We start from the raw sequence: 15,953 nt of genomic DNA on the forward strand, positions 1-15,953 counted from the left end.
GAGGAGGGCTTATGACGCGTCCGATCGTCTTATGTATCGGCGAGGATCCGACTTCGACTTATGTGTACCAGGCGATCCGGAATCTCGGGGTGACCCATGTGATCAAAGAAGATGGTCCGGCTGAAGTGCGGCCCGACTCGATCAACGAGTGGATGCGTCAATCATACGTTCGCTTTATGTCACCGCTCATGTGCCGATTCAGTCGTCAGCGCGTCCGAGAGTTACAAGCACGTTATCCGCTGAACGACAATCCGATCCCATCGCATCATCTGTTGCGTGTCACGTCACTGAATGACGCACGAACGATGATGTGGCTTGATCGCTTACAACCACAACTCGTGATCTTGCACGAGACCGGACCCGTCGACATGAGTCGACTGCACCGTCTTGACTGTCCGATTTTAACGGTCAGCCCTTCGATGGCCAAAGGACAACTTGAAGCGTACTGGGCGTTTCGCGCTAAGCCTGACGTCTGTGAAGTGAGAATCGAACAATGGGGCGACAGAGGCTGGACTGTACTCGATCGGTCCGTCCTGTATGTCGGTGGCACCGATAACTTTGCGACGTATCCTTACCTTCAACTTGTGACGGCACTGCCGCTTTTGCGTCGTCAAATTGAATCGATGCTCGAAGAGGACGTATATGATCGACGGACGGCAGAGTAAAGGCCAAAGCGAGTTCGCTTTGGCCTTTCAGCTATTTTTGATGCAGTAATGTTGGATCGCGTCGTTATAGTAGACGGCAAGCCCGGTCGCGTACTTGTCGTAAAACATCGTGAACCGCTCATCCATGACATACATGTGCCCGAGTCCGCTGAACATGTCGAGCGAGCAGTCGTAGAAGTTGGTATGGATGAACTGATGGTTCGTCTTGACGACGGCTTGGACACGTTCGTCTTCAATCGGCACGTCCGCTCGGAACAGGTCGACGAGCGGTTTGACGAGATTCATCTGTTCTTGGCTGAGTGTTTCCCAATCATCTTTCGAGCGTTGGTTGGCACGCTCGAAAGATGTGTGGTACGCCTCGCTGTCGCCCCAACGGTCTTGTACTTCAGTCTCATGTTTTGCTTCGTGTGCCTTGAGTTCGTCAAACGACAGTCCGTTGAACAACTCTTTTTCTTTCATTGGAATTCCTCCTTTGAGTGAGGTGAGTGTCGTCTCGGCCGTGTCGGCGAGCATATCAAAGTAAGCCGCTTTCTCGCGCAACGCTGTGACTTGGTGCTCGAGCGTCTGAGCCCGGTCGAACGAATCGGCTTCAAGTAAGTGTTTGATCGCGTCGAGTGAGAAGTCGAGCGACCGATAGAACAGAACCGTCTGCAAACGGTCGACGTCATGTTTTGCATAGCGGCGATATCCATTGTCGTCGCGCAGCGGTACAAGCAGACCGATCGCGTCATAATACCTTAGTGTCCGTTGCGTCGTCCCGGCGAGCTTCGCGAGCTGCTGAATCGAATACATAAGCCTCACCTCCTTGAATTCAGTGTAAAGCGTGACGTCACGTCAAGGTCAAGCTTGTTTTTCAAATAAGGAAAAACCGTCGCGTTCGCCGACGTAGCTGAAGCCGAAGCGAAGATAATAGTCGTTCAAAAATCCGTTCGTCGCGACACAGTCGAGCCGGATCCGTTTTGATCCGACCATTGCCTGACGCATCAGTTGGGAACCAATCTGTTTTCCTTTATGACGCGAGTCGACGACGAGGCGATGCACGTAGACGGCTGTGTCGGCGTCGTTCCATAAGTTCTCGTCCCACGACGTCGGTGGGATCAGACTGACCGCCCCGACAACCGTATCGTTTTCTTCATATACATAGACTGTTCCGTTCGTGACGTCGTACGTGACAATCTCGGTCCGGCTCGGCTCTAAATATTTTTGCCATTGCGTTTTTCCGGCTGCTTTAAACTCCATCGCTTTCGTTAGAATAAGCGTATCGATGGGAGATATGTCGGACACGGTGGCCAAACGAATCATATGAGTTGCCTCGCTTTCAATTGGTTTTCAAATCGTGTAGGGTACACGGTGAGTAAGCTATTTTAAAACTTCTTTGTGTCGGCGAATGATTTTTGGTAAGATAAACTTACCATAATCGTGCAAACGATTGCGCTAGCCGTAAGAAGAAAAAATAGCACTGATAATAAGATGAGTATATATGATGCGCAGTGAGTTTAGAGACAAGGGAGTCTTATTGAGACATGCAACTTTTACAACGTGACCAACAGACAAAAACTTTAAAACGAAATTGGTGGAAAGAAGCCGTCGCCTATCAAATCTACCCACGCAGTTTTTACGACGCGAACGGTGACGGGATCGGTGACATTCAAGGCATCATCGACAAACTCGATTATTTGAAAGACCTCGGCGTCGACGTCATCTGGATTTGCCCGATGTACAAGTCGCCGAACGACGACAACGGTTATGACATTAGCGACTATGAGGACATCATGGACGAGTTCGGGACGATGGCAGACTTTGACCGTCTCTTGGAAGAAGTCCATGCGCGCGGCATGAAGCTGCTCTTGGACCTCGTCGTCAACCACACGTCAGACGAGCACCCGTGGTTCATCGAATCGAAGAGCTCGAAGGACAATCCGAAGCGTGACTGGTACATTTGGCGCGACGGGAAGCCGGACGGCTCGAAGCCGAACAACTGGGAGTCAATCTTTGGCGGCTCGGCTTGGGAGTTCGACGAGACGACCGAACAGTATTTCTTGCACGTCTTCTCGAAGAAACAGCCGGACCTCAACTGGGAGAACGCTGAGATGCGCCAGACGATCTACAACATGATCAACTGGTGGCTCGACAAAGGTATCGACGGTTTCCGCGTCGACGCCATCAGCCATATCCGTAAACACCCGTCGTTCGGCGATCTTCCGAACCCTGAAGGCCTCGACTTCGTGCCGTCGTTCGAGATGCACATGAACGTCGACGGTATCCACGGCTACCTGGAAGAACTCCGTGACGAGACGTTCAACAAACACGACATCATGACGGTCGGTGAAGCGAACGGCGTCTCGCCTGACGACGCCCACCTTTGGGTCGGTGAGAAGGACGGCAAGATGAACATGGTGTTCCAATTCGAACATATGGGTCTTTGGCGTGAAGATGCCGAGTCGAAACTCGACGTCGTCCATTTGAAGAACGTCTTGACGAAATGGCAAAAAGGCCTTGAGGCAGACGGCTGGAACGCCTTGTATGTCGAGAACCACGACCAGACACGGACCGTGTCGTCATGGGGCGACGATGAGCGTTACTGGAAAGAGAGCGCCAAGTCGATCGCGATGATGTATTTCCTCATGCAAGGGACACCGTTCATCTATCAAGGCCAAGAGATCGGGATGACGAACGTGAAGTTCGATTCGATCGACCAGTACGACGACATCGCGACACGTAACCGTTACTATATCGGACGTGAGCACGGCAAGAGCCATGAAGAGATGATGGAGATCACGTGGAACTCGTCGCGTGACAACACACGGACGCCGATGCAATGGAGCGACGCCGCGAATGCGGGCTTCACGTTCGCCGAGAAGCCGTGGTTCGGCATCAACCCGAACTATCCGGATATCAACGTCGACGCGCAGCTCGAGGACGAGGATTCGATCCTCAACTTCTATAAAGAGATGATCCGTCTCCGTAAAGACGACGAGACGTTCGTCTACGGCAAGTACGATATCGTCTTGCCTGAACATCCGGAGATTTACGCCTACACACGGACGCTCGGTGACACGCAATACCTCGTCATGTCGAACTTGACGGACAAAGAAGCGATCTTCGCGACGGATATCATGCTTCGTTCAGACGACGTCGTCTTGAAGAACATGCCGCTCGACGCGCATGATGAGACGATGCTCCTCCACTTGAAGCCGTTCGAAGGACGCGTCTACAAGTTGAGCTGACTCAAAGACAGGGGAAACCCTGTCTTTTTTGTAGTGTGAGGCGCGCGCGAACCGGGAAAGAAAAAGTTAGCGATTCCGGACCGTTTAGGAGATATGGTACGATGAGACAGCGGAAAGGGGAATCACCATGGCAATTGAACCACGACGGGTCCGTGTCCGGCAGACGACGAAAGTCAGTGAGGTCGATGAACCGATCGAGCTCCATGCCGACGGGCTCTACTATGAATTAAAGACCGGCTTCATCTTGATGTTCGACCAAGAGCGTGAGGACGGCATCGTACCGACGACGTTGAAATATACGACCGGACGGCTCGCCCTCATCTGTAAAGGACCGATTGAGATGAACCATTCCTTCATTGAAGGACGGCTGACGCAAAGCCTATATAAAAACCCATATATGTCGATGACGATGGCGACGACGACGGAACGGCTTGAGATTTCAGACGGCCGTTGCCGTTTCCATTACGAGTTGGCAATGAACGACGACTTGGCGGGCGACTACGAAGTCGACGTCGCTTGGACGTTTGAAGGAGGAGAAACGACATGAATTTTGCAGAACGTGTGAAAAAGATTGAAGAGATGTTGAACGAAGATTGGTTTGAGATGCTCGAGACGAACGAGGAAGAGTATGAGGAATGGCGAGGCCGCCTCGAAGACCATGCCGAACAAGTCATCGGTCATTACGACAATGAGACGGGTGTCGATATGGACGCGGTCGACAAGTTGCTCCAATTGAACGACGAATTTCCGCTTCTTTACGGAGAAGATACGGTCCGGCTCTATATCGCGTTGATCGAGGCGCGACCGGAAGATAAATCGGTGTATGACCGCTACATCGACTATTTGGCAGCAATCGGTGACGCCGAACACGAGGAATTTTTACGGTTCCATACGCTCGTCGAAGCCGGTCGCCTAGACGAAGCGAGACAACTCGCACCCGTGATGCCGAAACGATTAGGACTCGAAGACTAAGGCCGCATTGCGGTCTTTTCTATACATATAATTAGGGGGTAAACACATGCTGACACTCGTAAAGACATCAATCGAACAGCAAGCGCAGGTGCTCGAATTTCTAAACGAGTGGCGAGAACGGGAAGAGACGATCGTCCCGAACGCGGTCGACCGTGATGCGTCTGATTTTGAGGCGTACGTCAAGCAGATTCGTTCTAAGGAGTCTCGCGAGGACGTTAACGTCAGTTGGGTGCCGAGTACGACTTACTGGTTGACCGATGGGAACGAGTTACTCGGCGCGGCGAATATCCGCCATGAATTAAATGACAACTTAATCAACTTCGGGGGACATATCGGCTATGGCATCAAGCCGAGTGCGCGCGGACGCGGTCTCGCGACGAAACAGCTCGCACTCGCGCTCGAGAAAGCGAAACAGCTCGGCATCGAGCGGGCCTTGATCACGTGCAATCGGACGAACGTGGCGTCACGCCAAGTCATCTTGAACAACGGCGGTGTCGCCGATACACCATTTCTAGAAGAAAGCGGTAAAGTCGTCGAGCGGTTTTGGATTGACCTGAAAGGGTGATATAGGATGGCGAACTGGATCGTCGTGTATTTAGTGCTCATCAATTTCTTTGGGATCTATCTGTTTCCACGCGACCGGGTACCGTCTAAAAAATGGTTCTCATTTTCGAGCGGGATCGCCATCACGTATTTTTTCATGTACCTGTTACCATCTCTCAACAAGCGCCAAGATACGCTTCAAGTCAACTGGCTCGACCTTGCTTTGCCGTCAGAGATTTACGTCGTCAGTCTGCTCGGCTTCACCGTTTTCTACGGGACGATGCGGTTCGTGCGGACACCGTACTTTCAAGACGAGACGATCGACCGAAACGTGTCGTATTGGCTTCAAGTGACGCTTCTGACGGCATACATGTCGTTCTCGGCTTACGTCGTCACGGCGACGTCGGTCACGTTTGTGGCACGTGGTTTTTACGCGACCGCGCTCGGCGTCCATTTCCTCGCTGTCGGACACGACTTGTACCGTCACTACGGGGCACGTTATTTGACACAAGGACGCTATTTTTTGAGCGGCGGGATTCTCGTTGGCGGCTTGTTCGCCCGTTTCATCGATCTCGCGACGCACGTCGAGGCGCTCCTGTTCGCGTTCGTCGCCGGGGCGATGATCCTCAATATCGTCAAGTTCGAGCTGCCGACCGACCGCAACCTCCACTTCCGGACGTTCGTGCTCGCCGTTTCCGGCTACGGCGGCATCTTGTTGTTCTTGAAACATGTGCTCGACTTTTGACTCCGATAAGAAAATGAATGACTGTTCATTCACTTTTTGTTATACTGAACTCAAGATTGAATCCGTTTTCATAAGGGGGAGTTTTGGGGATGTCGACATTTTTAATCGTCAACTGGATTCTATTCTTGCTCGTTCTCGGCTATGGACTGTATTTGTTCGCGACGCTCGTGTATCAGCGTTATACGTTCATCAAGCTTGGGAAGAAGGCAGAATGGAGCCAAACGAATAAGGAACGGCTCGAACAAGTCATGATCAACGTGTTCGGTCAAAAGAAACTACTGAAGGATAAGAAGAGCGGGATCATCCACGTCATGATGTTCTATGGGTTCATCCTCGTCCAATTCGGGGCCATCGATTTCATCTGGAAAGGGCTCGCCGTCGGAACCCGTTTCCCGCACGTGCCGCTCGGTCCGCTCTATCCGATTTTCACATTCATGCAAGAAATCGTCATGCTCATGATTCTTGTCGCGGTCGTTTGGGGATTCTACCGCCGTTACGTCGAGAAGCTCGTGCGCTTGAAACGGAATTTTTTGGCCGGTCTTGCCCTCATCTTCATCGGGGGTCTCATGGTATCGGTCTTGTTCGGCAACGGGTTCTATCTCGTCTATAAAGAAGAGTTGCCGATGTGGGGCGAACCGGTCGCGACACTGATTGGTTCAGTGTTCGCTTGGGTACCTGGGGACGTCGCTTTTGCCTTATTCGTTGTCTTCTGGTGGCTGCACCTCATGTTCTTGCTCAGCTTCATGATCTACATCCCGCAAGGCAAGCACGCCCACTTGATCGCCGGCACGTTAAACGTTTGGCTTGGCCGGACGCACAAAGTCGGTCGTCTCGCGCCAGTCGATTTCTCGGCGATGGAAGACGCGGAAGAGTCGGACGAAGAAGTCGTCTTCGGTGTCAATAAGATCGAAGACTTCAACCAAAAACAACTCGTCGATTTGTACGCTTGTGTCGAATGCGGACGCTGTACGAACGTCTGTCCGGCGACCGGCACCGGTAAGATGCTGTCGCCGATGGATCTCATCGTCAAGTTGCGTGACCATATGAACATGAAAGGGGCGGCCATTACGCGGAAATCACCGTGGGCACCGGCCCTTATGTTCCAAAACACGCAAGGTGCCGAAATCGCGGCCGCAGCCCAAAACGGGCACATGCTCGTCCCTGATGAGTTGATCGGCAACGTCATCACGGAAGAAGAAATTTGGGCGTGCACGACGTGCCGAAACTGTGAAGACCAATGTCCGGTCATGAACGAGCACGTCGATAAAATCATCGATCTTCGCCGTTACCTCGTCATGATGGAAGGGAAGATGGACCCTGAGGCGCAACGCACGGTCGCAAACATCGAGCGTCAAGGCAACCCGTGGGGGATGAACCGGAAAGAGCGCGAGAACTGGCGAAAAGACCGGGAAGAACTCGTCATCCCGACTGCCAAAGAGAAAAAGAAAGCTGGGGAAGAGTTCGAATTTCTCTTCTGGGTTGGGGCGATGGGCTCTTACGACAGCCGCAGCCAAAAAGTCGCCCAAAGCTTCGCAAGCGTCTTGAATAAAGCAGGTGTCTCGTTCGCCATCCTCGGAAACGAGGAGAAGAACTCAGGTGATACGCCGCGTCGCATCGGGAACGAACTGTTGTTCCAAGAACTCGCCGAGGCGAACATCAAACTGTTCGAGAAGTACGGGGTCACGAAAATCGTCACGGTCGACCCGCACGCATACAATACGTTCAAAAACGAGTATCCGGATTTCGGACTTTCTGGTGTGAAAGTGTACCACCATACCGAGCTGCTCGCCGAACTGCTCGATACAGGACGGATCAAACCGGACTTCGCCGTGAACGAACGCGTTGTCTACCACGACTCGTGTTATCTCGGCCGCTACAATAATATTTATGACGCACCGCGTTTCGTCCTTGAACGAATTCCAGGGGTCGAGCTCGTCGAAGCAGAACGAAACCGCGAGAACGGCATGTGTTGTGGAGCCGGTGGCGGACTCATGTGGCAAGAAGAGAAAGTCGGGACGCGTGTCAACGTCGCCCGGACCGAGCAGTTGCTCGAGACGAAGCCGACGGTCATCGGTTCGGCATGTCCGTACTGTTTGACGATGCTCTCGGACGGTACGAAAGCGAAAGAAGTCGATGAGACGGTCGGAACGTTCGACGTCGTCGAGCTGCTCGATCGTTCACTGAAGCCAATCGAAGTACCAGAACCCATCTTACAATGAAACGAAGCCGGGCTTGGTCGTTGACCAGGCCCGGCTTTCGTTTACTCATATTTCGGATTTTGTGAGCAGTGAAGACGTGAGGTGAGACAGTCCTTGCGTCGTCTCGTTGATGGCTGAGATCGTCTCGACCATCTGTCCGAGGTCTTGCTTGTTGCGTTCGAATGAGAGAACGTAGTTGCCCATCTCGTCTTTCACGGTCGAGAAGCCGACTTTGACCGCATTCAACTGACGCATCGCCTCGTCGTTCGTCCGATGCATTTGTCCCATCTGGTCGAGCAGGGCGGCGATGTTCGTCTCGTTCTCGTGGATGAGTACGTTAATTTGGCTGCTGAGCTGTTTGGCGTTCTCGGCGAGTGTCCGGACTTCGGTCGCGACGACGGCGAACCCTTTGCCGTGCTCACCGGCCCGGGCCGCCTCGATGGACGCGTTCAACGCGAGCAAGTTCGTTTGGTTGGCGATCTGTTCGATGCTGCGGGTCATGCTGACGATTTCTTGCGAGCCGTCTTTCAAGGCAGTGATGCGCTCGAGCGAGGCGTCGACGTATGTCGCCGATTGTGTGAATTCGGTCTCCATCTGTTCGATCTGTTTGCTGTTCGTTTGCGTCAGTTCCATCAAGTGACGGCTCATCTTCTCCGTCTGTTCGGTTTCAGACAACACTTGGTGGGCCCGGTCGCTCGTCTCGGACATGGCGGCGCCGGTCCGTTCCATCGTCGTCGCGACTTCCGTGCTGACACGACCGATATCGGTCAACAAATCGGCCCGGGCCACGTTTGCCGATTCGATCTCACCGAGTCGGGCGTCGACGTACTGCTCGGTCACGATTTGAGCATCCAAATTCATTGCGTGTGACAACGCGAGGAGTGACTCGGTCATCGCCGCCGGATCGTGTTGATAGTGCTCGACGATTTTCGGGACGAGCAACGTGTTGAAGGCAGAATACGTCGCGAGGAACCAGACGACCGGCACCGAAAAGTTGTGATGGGTCTGTCCCATACGTTTACGCATGGCGAGAAACTTCTCATCGATTTGACCCGTCAATAGGCTACGGAAGTAGTCGGCGAACACTTTTTTCAAACGCTCGCGTGTCGATGAGGCGTTGGCGATCTTGACCATGTCAGGTTGCAACATCAAGTGGTCGAGTACGCTTTCTAACACGTCATCGAGCACAGATTCGACGAGTGGGGCCATCGCTTGAAGTCGTTCGACTTGAGTCGACGTATAGCCCATATAATGCGCACGTCCACTCAGACGGGTGTCTGACGGTTGGGCGATGGTCGCTGCGTCAGGGAAAGCGATTGATGCGGTATAATCAGTTTTTTTCGATTTACGGAAGAGTGTCATTCAAAAATCTCCTTTTCATAGTACGAGTAAAAGCCGTCATCTCATATATCGGTCAAAATGTGAAAATACTGAGAACTTGATGTGCGAAGGAGTCAGTTGTTTTTTGTCCAAATCGGGAAAGAAGGAAAGAGAGACTGTTTCGACCACTTCGACCATTTCGAAGAAAGAGGTGTCCTTCGTGAAAAACATGATTGTGTTATTGACGATTGTCAGTGCGCTCAGCAGCCAGATTCTCCCGCAAATCCTGTATTTGTCGGTGATGGCATTAGAAGAAGGCATCGGGGGTTTAATCCCATTCATGATTTTTTATGTCGCGAGCATGTCGGGGCTATTGTTGTGGGTGTATGTCATCGGTCGTCTCGGATCGAAACAGACATTTTTGATTGCTTTGTGGGTACTAGTCGGCGGACTGGTCTGTTTTTTGTTGCCGTTTGAATGGGCCGTTGAGTTGAGTGCATTTTTAGTCGGCGTCGGCTCAATTGGGGTCGGGTCAATCATGACGACGATTTTGTCCCAACTGAGTGAACTGTCTGTACCAAAAGAACCGACGGAGGACAAAGGGAGTTCATTGCCGCTCGTATTGGCACTCGTTGCGTGGATCGCCGCATTCTCATACATGCTCACCCAATCTTATAATGGGGCCGTCATCTTATTCCTCGTCAGCCTTGTCCTGCCATGGTTATTCGTGAGAAAGTTGCCACTCCAAAAAACGGCAACTTGGACATTGACGACGGTAAAGTTTGTGGGCGCCTTCATCGCCGTCACATTATTTACGTTAGTGAGCCGTCTTCTTAGTTTGTTAGAAGGAACGAGAGGCTACATTGAACTATTTTTATTGATGGTCATTTTACTAGGATATGTGGGCTGGGTTCTGTTCCAAGAACGGACGAGAACATACGTCAGCGCGACTAGGACGCGACAAGTCCAATTGCTTGCGTTCGTCGTCGGCTTGTTCGGGGGATGGACATTGATCGGTGCCGTATTCGTCAGTCTCGCCCTATATTCGTTTCAAGTACTCCTCTTCTATGTATTTGTCCCATTTTTTGCAGGGGTGATCGGTTGGGTATTGATTAGTCGCGTTTTCGACTTGGCTCGCCGTCCTTATCTCGTCCTGTTCGTCTCATCTCTGGTGTTTTTCTTAGGTTTCATCGAACCGCTCGTGTTCATTCCCGTCCTGTTCGTGAGCGGTTACGTCCAAACGATGTACTCAAGTGCCGGGCACGTCTACTTATATGAATACTATGGAGACAACAAAGAGTTTGCTTCGTTACTGCTTCAACTATGGAAACGATTTGGCATGGTCGTCGCCTATTCCGCTTTGATGGTCGGAATATTAAGCTATGGTCTCTACGTTGGACAGACAGTCAATGCCGAGCTGTCGTTTCAAATTCCTCGCGGCTGGATGATGGTTGTACTCGGTCTGACTTGGTTGTTTAACGTTGGATTGATTACAATCTATTGGCAACGCGTCAATAAAAATCAAGCGGAACCGAAATAATTTCCTCTAGCTTTTTTATATTGCTTTTGTTTATAATGAGGAGTGATGTTTAACTAGTGACGGAAAAGGAGTGTCCTTTAATGAATAAATCGTTGATCGATTTTGTTTACGAAATTCTTCAAAAGACTGGGGAGCAACCAGTTTCATTTGATGAAATCCGCGAGCAGATCAGACAAAACTATACGTTCACAAGTGAAGAGGAAGAGCTCGAGAAAATCGCGCAACTCTACACGGACATGAACATCGACGGACTATTCGTCAACTTGGGAGCTAACCGTTGGGCGCTTCGTGTTTGGTATCCGTTCGATAAGTCAGACGAAGATCTCGTCATCGAGGCACGCCAACGCGGCGAGCTCGACGAGTTTGAGGAAGATCTCGATGAGACGGACGAAGGCATCGTCGACATCGAAGACGACCTTGACGTCTTTGCTAAAGGTGAAGATTTCGATGCATCTGAATTTGATGCGGATGATGAAACTGAAAAAGTACCAGACCTTGACGAGTTCAAGGACGACGACTTAGACGACGACCTCGACCTTGAAGACGAGGACGACTTATAAGAGACCGCAAAAAGCCGGGCATTTGTCCCGGCTAGGCGTGTCTCTTTTTCTTTTTTGGTACACGTGACCAAGAAAAAAATAATAACTTGACGACTGCATCGTCTCTGACGTAAATTAGTCATGGGCTAGTTTAGCACGTACGATGCAGCAAAAGTGTCCCCCATGTCAGTGGGGGCACTTTTGCTTTTTTTGTTTTTCGTTTCCCGATGTGGGCATTCAAGAGAGGAGAATGATGATGACAAAGTATATTTTCGTAACAGGTGGGGTAGTATCTTCACTCGGTAAAGGGATCACAGCCGCTTCACTCGCACGTCTGCTTAAAAACCGAGGTTTGAACGTAACGATTCAAAAGTTTGACCCATATATCAATATCGACCCAGGGACGATGAGCCCATACCAGCACGGTGAGGTGTTCGTCACGGACGACGGCGCCGAGACCGATCTTGACCTCGGACATTACGAGCGTTTCATCGACATCAACTTGTCGCAAAACGCGAACGTGACGTCGGGCCGCATCTACTCGACGGTGTTGAAAAAAGAACGTCGTGGTGACTATAACGGGGGGACGGTCCAAGTCATCCCGCATATCACGAACGAGATTAAAGACCGCGTCTTCCGTGCCGGCCGCGAGACGAACGCGGACGTCGTCATCACAGAGATTGGTGGAACAGTCGGGGACATCGAGTCGCTTCCGTTCATTGAGGCCATTCGACAAGTGAAGAACGACATCGGTAAAGAGAACGTCATGTACGTTCACTGTACGCTCGTCCCATACCTTCGCGCAGCTGGCGAGATGAAGACGAAACCGACACAACACAGCGTCAAAGAGCTCCGCAGTTACGGAATCCAGCCGGACATCATCGTGCTCCGTACCGAGTATGATATCCCGGAAGACATGCGTGAAAAGATCGCCCTCTTCTGCGACACGCGCAAAGAAGCGGTCATCGAGGCACAAGACGCGTCGACGTTGTATGAAGTGCCGCTCAACCTTCAAAAACAAGGCATGGACCAGCTCGTCAACGACTACTTCGGCTTCAACACGCCACCGGCTGACATGACGGCTTGGAAAAACCTTGTCCATACAGTCACGCACCTCGAGAAGAAAGTGAAGATCGCACTCGTCGGGAAATACGTCGAACTCCGCGACGCCTATATCTCGGTCGCCGAATCACTCAAGCACGCCGGCTACGCGTTCAACGCCGACATCGACATCGACTGGGTCAACGCGGAAGATGTGACGGCTGAAAACGTCAAGGCGCTTCTTGGCGACGCTGACGGTATTCTCGTCCCGGGCGGCTTCGGCGAGCGTGGGATTGAAGGGAAGATTGAAGCGACGCGTTATGCGCGTGAGAACAATGTCCCGTTCTTCGGGATCTGTCTCGGGATGCAACTCGCGACGGTTGAGTTTGCCCGTAACGTCTTGAAGTTAGACGGCGCCCACTCGGCGGAGATCGATCCGACGACGAACTACCCGATCATCGATCTTCTTCCTGAGCAAAAAGATATCGAGGACCTCGGCGGTACGCTCCGCCTCGGCCTTTATCCTTGTAAGCTTGAGCCGGGCACGAAAGCGCACGCCGCTTACAACCAAGAGCTCGTCTATGAGCGTCATCGCCATCGCTACGAGTTCAACAACGAGTACCGTGAAGCGTTCGAAGCGGAAGGATTCAAGTTCTCGGGGACGAGCCCGGACGGCCGTCTTGTCGAGATCATCGAGATTCCAGAACACAAGTGGTTCGTCGCGTCACAGTTCCACCCGGAATTGATTTCGCGTCCTGAGCGCCCGCAGCGCTTGTTCCACGATTTCATCCAAGCAGCACTCGCAGAGTGAGTGAGAAGTCACGACCGTTTTTGGTCGTGGCTTTTTTTCTCGGTCAAAAGACTGACCGCTTCAACAGCTTAGGATGGATACATGTTCACCTAAATCCGGGTAAACTAAGAGTAGAACGGGGAGAGGGCGATGTCACATGGGGGAACGAAACATGATTTACTGGGGGTATGGGGTCGCATTAGTCGCGTTGAGCATATTGCCGTTCGTCGTCCTGCCGACACTCTTATTGCCGTATCAACTCGGATGGACCGGGGTTGTCCTGTTGGCTCTATCGATCGGTCTGTTGCGGTCAATCCGTGAAGGGTCGAGCGTCTATTTGAAGCAGATGTTGAAAGTGACATTCACGTTGTTTTTATTATTTGTCTTGATCTATTACGTCTCATTCGGTCTTATCTTATACGATACGTATGGGCTCGATCGTTTGCTCGAACGTTATGAGGCTCATGCGGTCTGGGTGTTCGCCGCGTTCAGTTTCCTGCAGCCGATCGCGTTGCCGGTCCCGGAAGCGATCAGCGTCCCGATCGGCAGTGTCGCCCTCGGTCCGTTGCGTGCGGCCTTGATCGGCAGTGTCGCGACGACGCTCGGCATACTCGTCATGTATGGGCTCGCGCGGTTCGGACGGGAGCGGGTCATGCACTTGATCGATGCGGATAAGCTCGCGACGTACGATCGTTATGTCGGCAAGTACGGTCTCGGTGTCTTGCTCGTCTTGTTCATCATCCCGATTTTGCCGGACGAAGTGATTTGTTTGGCGGCCGGGTTCAGCCGCGTGCCGTTCGGACGTTTCGTGATGATCGCAGCCGGAGCGAAGCTCGTCACGTCGTTCGGGTTAGCTTATTCGGTCTCGCTCGGCGAACTGTTCGTGACCGGTGCGAGCCCATTCGCGGTCGTATCGGTGACGGCGAGCTTCATCCTCGTCATCTTGGCGCTCGTCTGGCGCAAACGTAGAAAAGGGAATTCGAACTGATGTCTCGAATGAGTGAAGAGCATATACAGAGAGGAAGAGATTATGTATCGAGATGAGAACCTGATCATTCGACCGATTGAAGAGCGCGACTTGGGACGGCTATGGGAATTGATTTACAAAGAAGCGGCGCCCGAATGGAAACGTTGGGACGCACCGTATTTTGAACATCGCGCGCAAAGTTATGATGCGTATCAGGAGGAGGCAGATCGCCACATCGGACGTGACGACATGTGGGTCGTCGAAGTCGATGGGAAGGTATTCGGTACGGTGTCCTACTATTATGAGGACGCCGGGAAGGAATGGCTCGAAGTCGGGATCATCCTTCATCAGTCAGACCGCTGGAATCAAGGTGTCGGGACGAGGGCGCTCAAACTATGGGTCGACCATTTGTTCGAAACGCTCTCGACGGTCCGGGTCGGATTGACGACGTGGTCCGGGAACGAGCGGATGGTGCGCGTCGCTGAAAAGATCGGCATGCAGCTCGAAGGCCGGATGCGACGTGTCCGCGTCGTCCGTGGCGAGCGCTACGATTCGATTCGAATGGGCATGCTTCGTGAAGAATGGGAAGACGAACAAAAGCGCGACGTCTCAAGTTGAGGCATCGCGCTTTTTAGACGTGAGAAACAATTGGCGGTATTGGAGCGGGGTCATCTGCTTGTACGTCTTGAACGTGGTAATATACGCCGTGCAAGAGGCAAAACAGTATTTTTCGCCGATGGCACAAATTGGCAGATTCGTACCGAGCAGGTCGGCGATCGACGCATCGACCCGTCGCCTGCGAATCCGTTCTGGCACACTTTCCCCGACTTCTTGTTTGAACAGGGCTGACAGATAGTTGTTCGACATACCGATTCGTTGGGCGATCCAAGGGAGTGATAACGCCGGTTCTTGCAGATGGTCCTCGATTAAGTGGATGATCGTCGTCACGTTCGGATTAGTCGATACGGGTGGGGACAAGAAAGCCATCATCTTCGTCAAGGAATCGACGATGACCGGGACGGCATAGATGAAGTCGAGCGTAGTCGTCAGTTCGTCGATCAAGATGAGGAGCGCACTCGTATAAGTGAGCGCGGTCTGGACGTTCGGGTTGTCGACCGGAATCATGCGGATGACGTGATAGACGAGTCCGCGATAGTAGAAGCGGACACTCCTATATTCATCCGTGACCGGAAGTTTCAAAAGGTCGAACGTCAACGTTTCAAGCAATTGCTCGGCCCGGACCGGATGGGCGCTCCGGAGCGCACTCACAATCTGTTGGTCGAGCGCATAAAAGTTATCGAGCAGCTGAAAGTCAGCAAACAAGTTTTTGTCGCGCTGCAAGTGGTTCATAAATTGGCGTTCGATTTTGTTTTCCACCGGTCAAGTCACTTCTTTCGTCGTACCAT

General features: G+C 52.1%; 16 protein-coding genes. 12 read left to right on the top strand and 4 right to left on the bottom strand.

All coding sequences use genetic code 11. The features are described 5' to 3' along the window. Positions 1 to 11: 11 nt before the first annotated feature. Positions 12 to 665, top strand: a complete 654-nt coding sequence (locus EVJ22_RS09240; protein WP_071398399.1) for a hypothetical protein — start codon at positions 12 to 14, stop codon at positions 663 to 665. A gap of 27 nt (positions 666 to 692) precedes the next feature. Here EVJ22_RS09240 and EVJ22_RS09245 read toward each other — a convergent pair whose 3' ends face one another. Then, the gene (locus EVJ22_RS09245) at positions 693 to 1,457 is read right to left on the bottom strand and encodes a MerR family transcriptional regulator (RefSeq protein WP_131443792.1); all 765 of its coding nucleotides are present in this window, start codon (positions 1,455 to 1,457) and stop codon (positions 693 to 695) included. Positions 1,458 to 1,505: 48 nt separating this feature from the next. After that, positions 1,506 to 1,967, bottom strand: coding sequence for a GNAT family N-acetyltransferase (locus EVJ22_RS09250; RefSeq protein WP_233589665.1), 462 nt, complete (start codon positions 1,965 to 1,967; stop codon positions 1,506 to 1,508). 221 nt (positions 1,968 to 2,188) lie between these two features. Here EVJ22_RS09250 and EVJ22_RS09255 point away from each other — a divergent pair, with 221 nt between their 5' ends. The 6 genes from EVJ22_RS09255 (at position 2,189) to EVJ22_RS09280 (ending at position 8,371) form a co-directional block, all read left to right on the top strand. Continuing rightward, complete coding sequence (locus EVJ22_RS09255) at positions 2,189 to 3,892, top strand: glycoside hydrolase family 13 protein (RefSeq protein WP_131443793.1); 1,704 nt, start codon at positions 2,189 to 2,191, stop codon at positions 3,890 to 3,892. A gap of 127 nt (positions 3,893 to 4,019) precedes the next feature. Further along, entirely contained in the window at positions 4,020 to 4,439 is a 420-nt protein-coding gene (locus EVJ22_RS09260) for a YwiB family protein (protein WP_071398395.1), read from the top strand. Continuing rightward, entirely contained in the window at positions 4,436 to 4,864 is a 429-nt protein-coding gene (locus EVJ22_RS09265; protein WP_071398394.1) for a hypothetical protein, read from the top strand. The genes EVJ22_RS09260 and EVJ22_RS09265 overlap by 4 nt, the downstream gene beginning before the upstream one ends. Before the next feature lie 46 nt (positions 4,865 to 4,910). Further along, positions 4,911 to 5,429 (top strand): GNAT family N-acetyltransferase, encoded by a 519-nt coding sequence (locus EVJ22_RS09270; protein WP_071398393.1) that lies wholly within the window; start codon positions 4,911 to 4,913, stop codon positions 5,427 to 5,429. A gap of 6 nt (positions 5,430 to 5,435) precedes the next feature. Continuing rightward, the gene (locus EVJ22_RS09275) at positions 5,436 to 6,152 is read left to right on the top strand and encodes a hypothetical protein (protein WP_071398392.1); all 717 of its coding nucleotides are present in this window, start codon (positions 5,436 to 5,438) and stop codon (positions 6,150 to 6,152) included. Between the two features lie 89 nt (positions 6,153 to 6,241). Beyond that, positions 6,242 to 8,371 (top strand): (Fe-S)-binding protein, encoded by a 2,130-nt coding sequence (locus EVJ22_RS09280; RefSeq protein WP_071398391.1) that lies wholly within the window; start codon positions 6,242 to 6,244, stop codon positions 8,369 to 8,371. A 45-nt stretch (positions 8,372 to 8,416) separates the two neighbouring features. On the opposite strand, the gene EVJ22_RS09285 is transcribed toward EVJ22_RS09280, so the two are convergent. Continuing rightward, complete coding sequence (locus EVJ22_RS09285) at positions 8,417 to 9,712, bottom strand: globin-coupled sensor protein (RefSeq protein WP_131443794.1); 1,296 nt, start codon at positions 9,710 to 9,712, stop codon at positions 8,417 to 8,419. Positions 9,713 to 9,899: 187 nt separating this feature from the next. Between EVJ22_RS09285 and EVJ22_RS09290 the strand changes: the two genes are divergently transcribed. From EVJ22_RS09290 to EVJ22_RS09310, 5 genes are all read left to right on the top strand, one after another. Continuing rightward, positions 9,900 to 11,210, top strand: coding sequence for a hypothetical protein (locus tag EVJ22_RS09290; protein ID WP_131443808.1), 1,311 nt, complete (start codon positions 9,900 to 9,902; stop codon positions 11,208 to 11,210). Positions 11,211 to 11,290: 80 nt separating this feature from the next. Then, the gene (gene rpoE, locus EVJ22_RS09295; RefSeq protein ID WP_070328219.1) at positions 11,291 to 11,770 is read left to right on the top strand and encodes a DNA-directed RNA polymerase subunit delta; all 480 of its coding nucleotides are present in this window, start codon (positions 11,291 to 11,293) and stop codon (positions 11,768 to 11,770) included. A gap of 235 nt (positions 11,771 to 12,005) precedes the next feature. Next, positions 12,006 to 13,601: a CTP synthase gene (locus EVJ22_RS09300; protein WP_071398397.1), complete on the top strand. Its 1,596-nt coding sequence runs from the start codon at positions 12,006 to 12,008 to the stop codon at positions 13,599 to 13,601. A 151-nt stretch (positions 13,602 to 13,752) separates the two neighbouring features. After that, on the top strand, positions 13,753 to 14,568 hold the full coding sequence (locus EVJ22_RS09305; protein ID WP_233589666.1) for a TVP38/TMEM64 family protein: 816 nt from the start codon (positions 13,753 to 13,755) through the stop codon (positions 14,566 to 14,568). A 42-nt stretch (positions 14,569 to 14,610) separates the two neighbouring features. After that, entirely contained in the window at positions 14,611 to 15,165 is a 555-nt protein-coding gene (locus EVJ22_RS09310) for a GNAT family N-acetyltransferase (RefSeq protein WP_071398387.1), read from the top strand. Here EVJ22_RS09310 and EVJ22_RS09315 read toward each other — a convergent pair. Further along, a complete protein-coding gene (locus EVJ22_RS09315; RefSeq protein WP_071398386.1) occupies positions 15,157 to 15,924 on the bottom strand; it encodes a helix-turn-helix transcriptional regulator in 768 nt (255 codons plus the stop codon). The genes EVJ22_RS09310 and EVJ22_RS09315 overlap by 9 nt on opposite strands. Positions 15,925 to 15,953 lie beyond the last annotated feature (29 nt).

The sequence above is a fragment of the Exiguobacterium sp. SH0S7 genome, assembly GCF_004337195.1.
In the GTDB taxonomy this organism is placed as follows: Bacteria; Bacillota; Bacilli; order Exiguobacteriales; family Exiguobacteriaceae; genus Exiguobacterium; species Exiguobacterium aurantiacum_A.

Coding starts and splice junctions, on each gene's coding strand:
- EVJ22_RS09240 (WP_071398399.1), top strand. CDS start 12: ATGACGCGTCCGATCGTCTTATGTATCGGCGAGGATCCGACTTCGACT.
- EVJ22_RS09245 (WP_131443792.1), bottom strand. CDS start 1,457: ATGTATTCGATTCAGCAGCTCGCGAAGCTCGCCGGGACGACGCAACGG.
- EVJ22_RS09250 (WP_233589665.1), bottom strand. CDS start 1,967: ATGATTCGTTTGGCCACCGTGTCCGACATATCTCCCATCGATACGCTT.
- EVJ22_RS09255 (WP_131443793.1), top strand. CDS start 2,189: ATGCAACTTTTACAACGTGACCAACAGACAAAAACTTTAAAACGAAAT.
- EVJ22_RS09260 (WP_071398395.1), top strand. CDS start 4,020: ATGGCAATTGAACCACGACGGGTCCGTGTCCGGCAGACGACGAAAGTC.
- EVJ22_RS09265 (WP_071398394.1), top strand. CDS start 4,436: ATGAATTTTGCAGAACGTGTGAAAAAGATTGAAGAGATGTTGAACGAA.
- EVJ22_RS09270 (WP_071398393.1), top strand. CDS start 4,911: ATGCTGACACTCGTAAAGACATCAATCGAACAGCAAGCGCAGGTGCTC.
- EVJ22_RS09275 (WP_071398392.1), top strand. CDS start 5,436: ATGGCGAACTGGATCGTCGTGTATTTAGTGCTCATCAATTTCTTTGGG.
- EVJ22_RS09280 (WP_071398391.1), top strand. CDS start 6,242: ATGTCGACATTTTTAATCGTCAACTGGATTCTATTCTTGCTCGTTCTC.
- EVJ22_RS09285 (WP_131443794.1), bottom strand. CDS start 9,712: ATGACACTCTTCCGTAAATCGAAAAAAACTGATTATACCGCATCAATC.
- EVJ22_RS09290 (WP_131443808.1), top strand. CDS start 9,900: ATGATTGTGTTATTGACGATTGTCAGTGCGCTCAGCAGCCAGATTCTC.
- rpoE (WP_070328219.1), top strand. CDS start 11,291: ATGAATAAATCGTTGATCGATTTTGTTTACGAAATTCTTCAAAAGACT.
- EVJ22_RS09300 (WP_071398397.1), top strand. CDS start 12,006: ATGACAAAGTATATTTTCGTAACAGGTGGGGTAGTATCTTCACTCGGT.
- EVJ22_RS09305 (WP_233589666.1), top strand. CDS start 13,753: ATGATTTACTGGGGGTATGGGGTCGCATTAGTCGCGTTGAGCATATTG.
- EVJ22_RS09310 (WP_071398387.1), top strand. CDS start 14,611: ATGTATCGAGATGAGAACCTGATCATTCGACCGATTGAAGAGCGCGAC.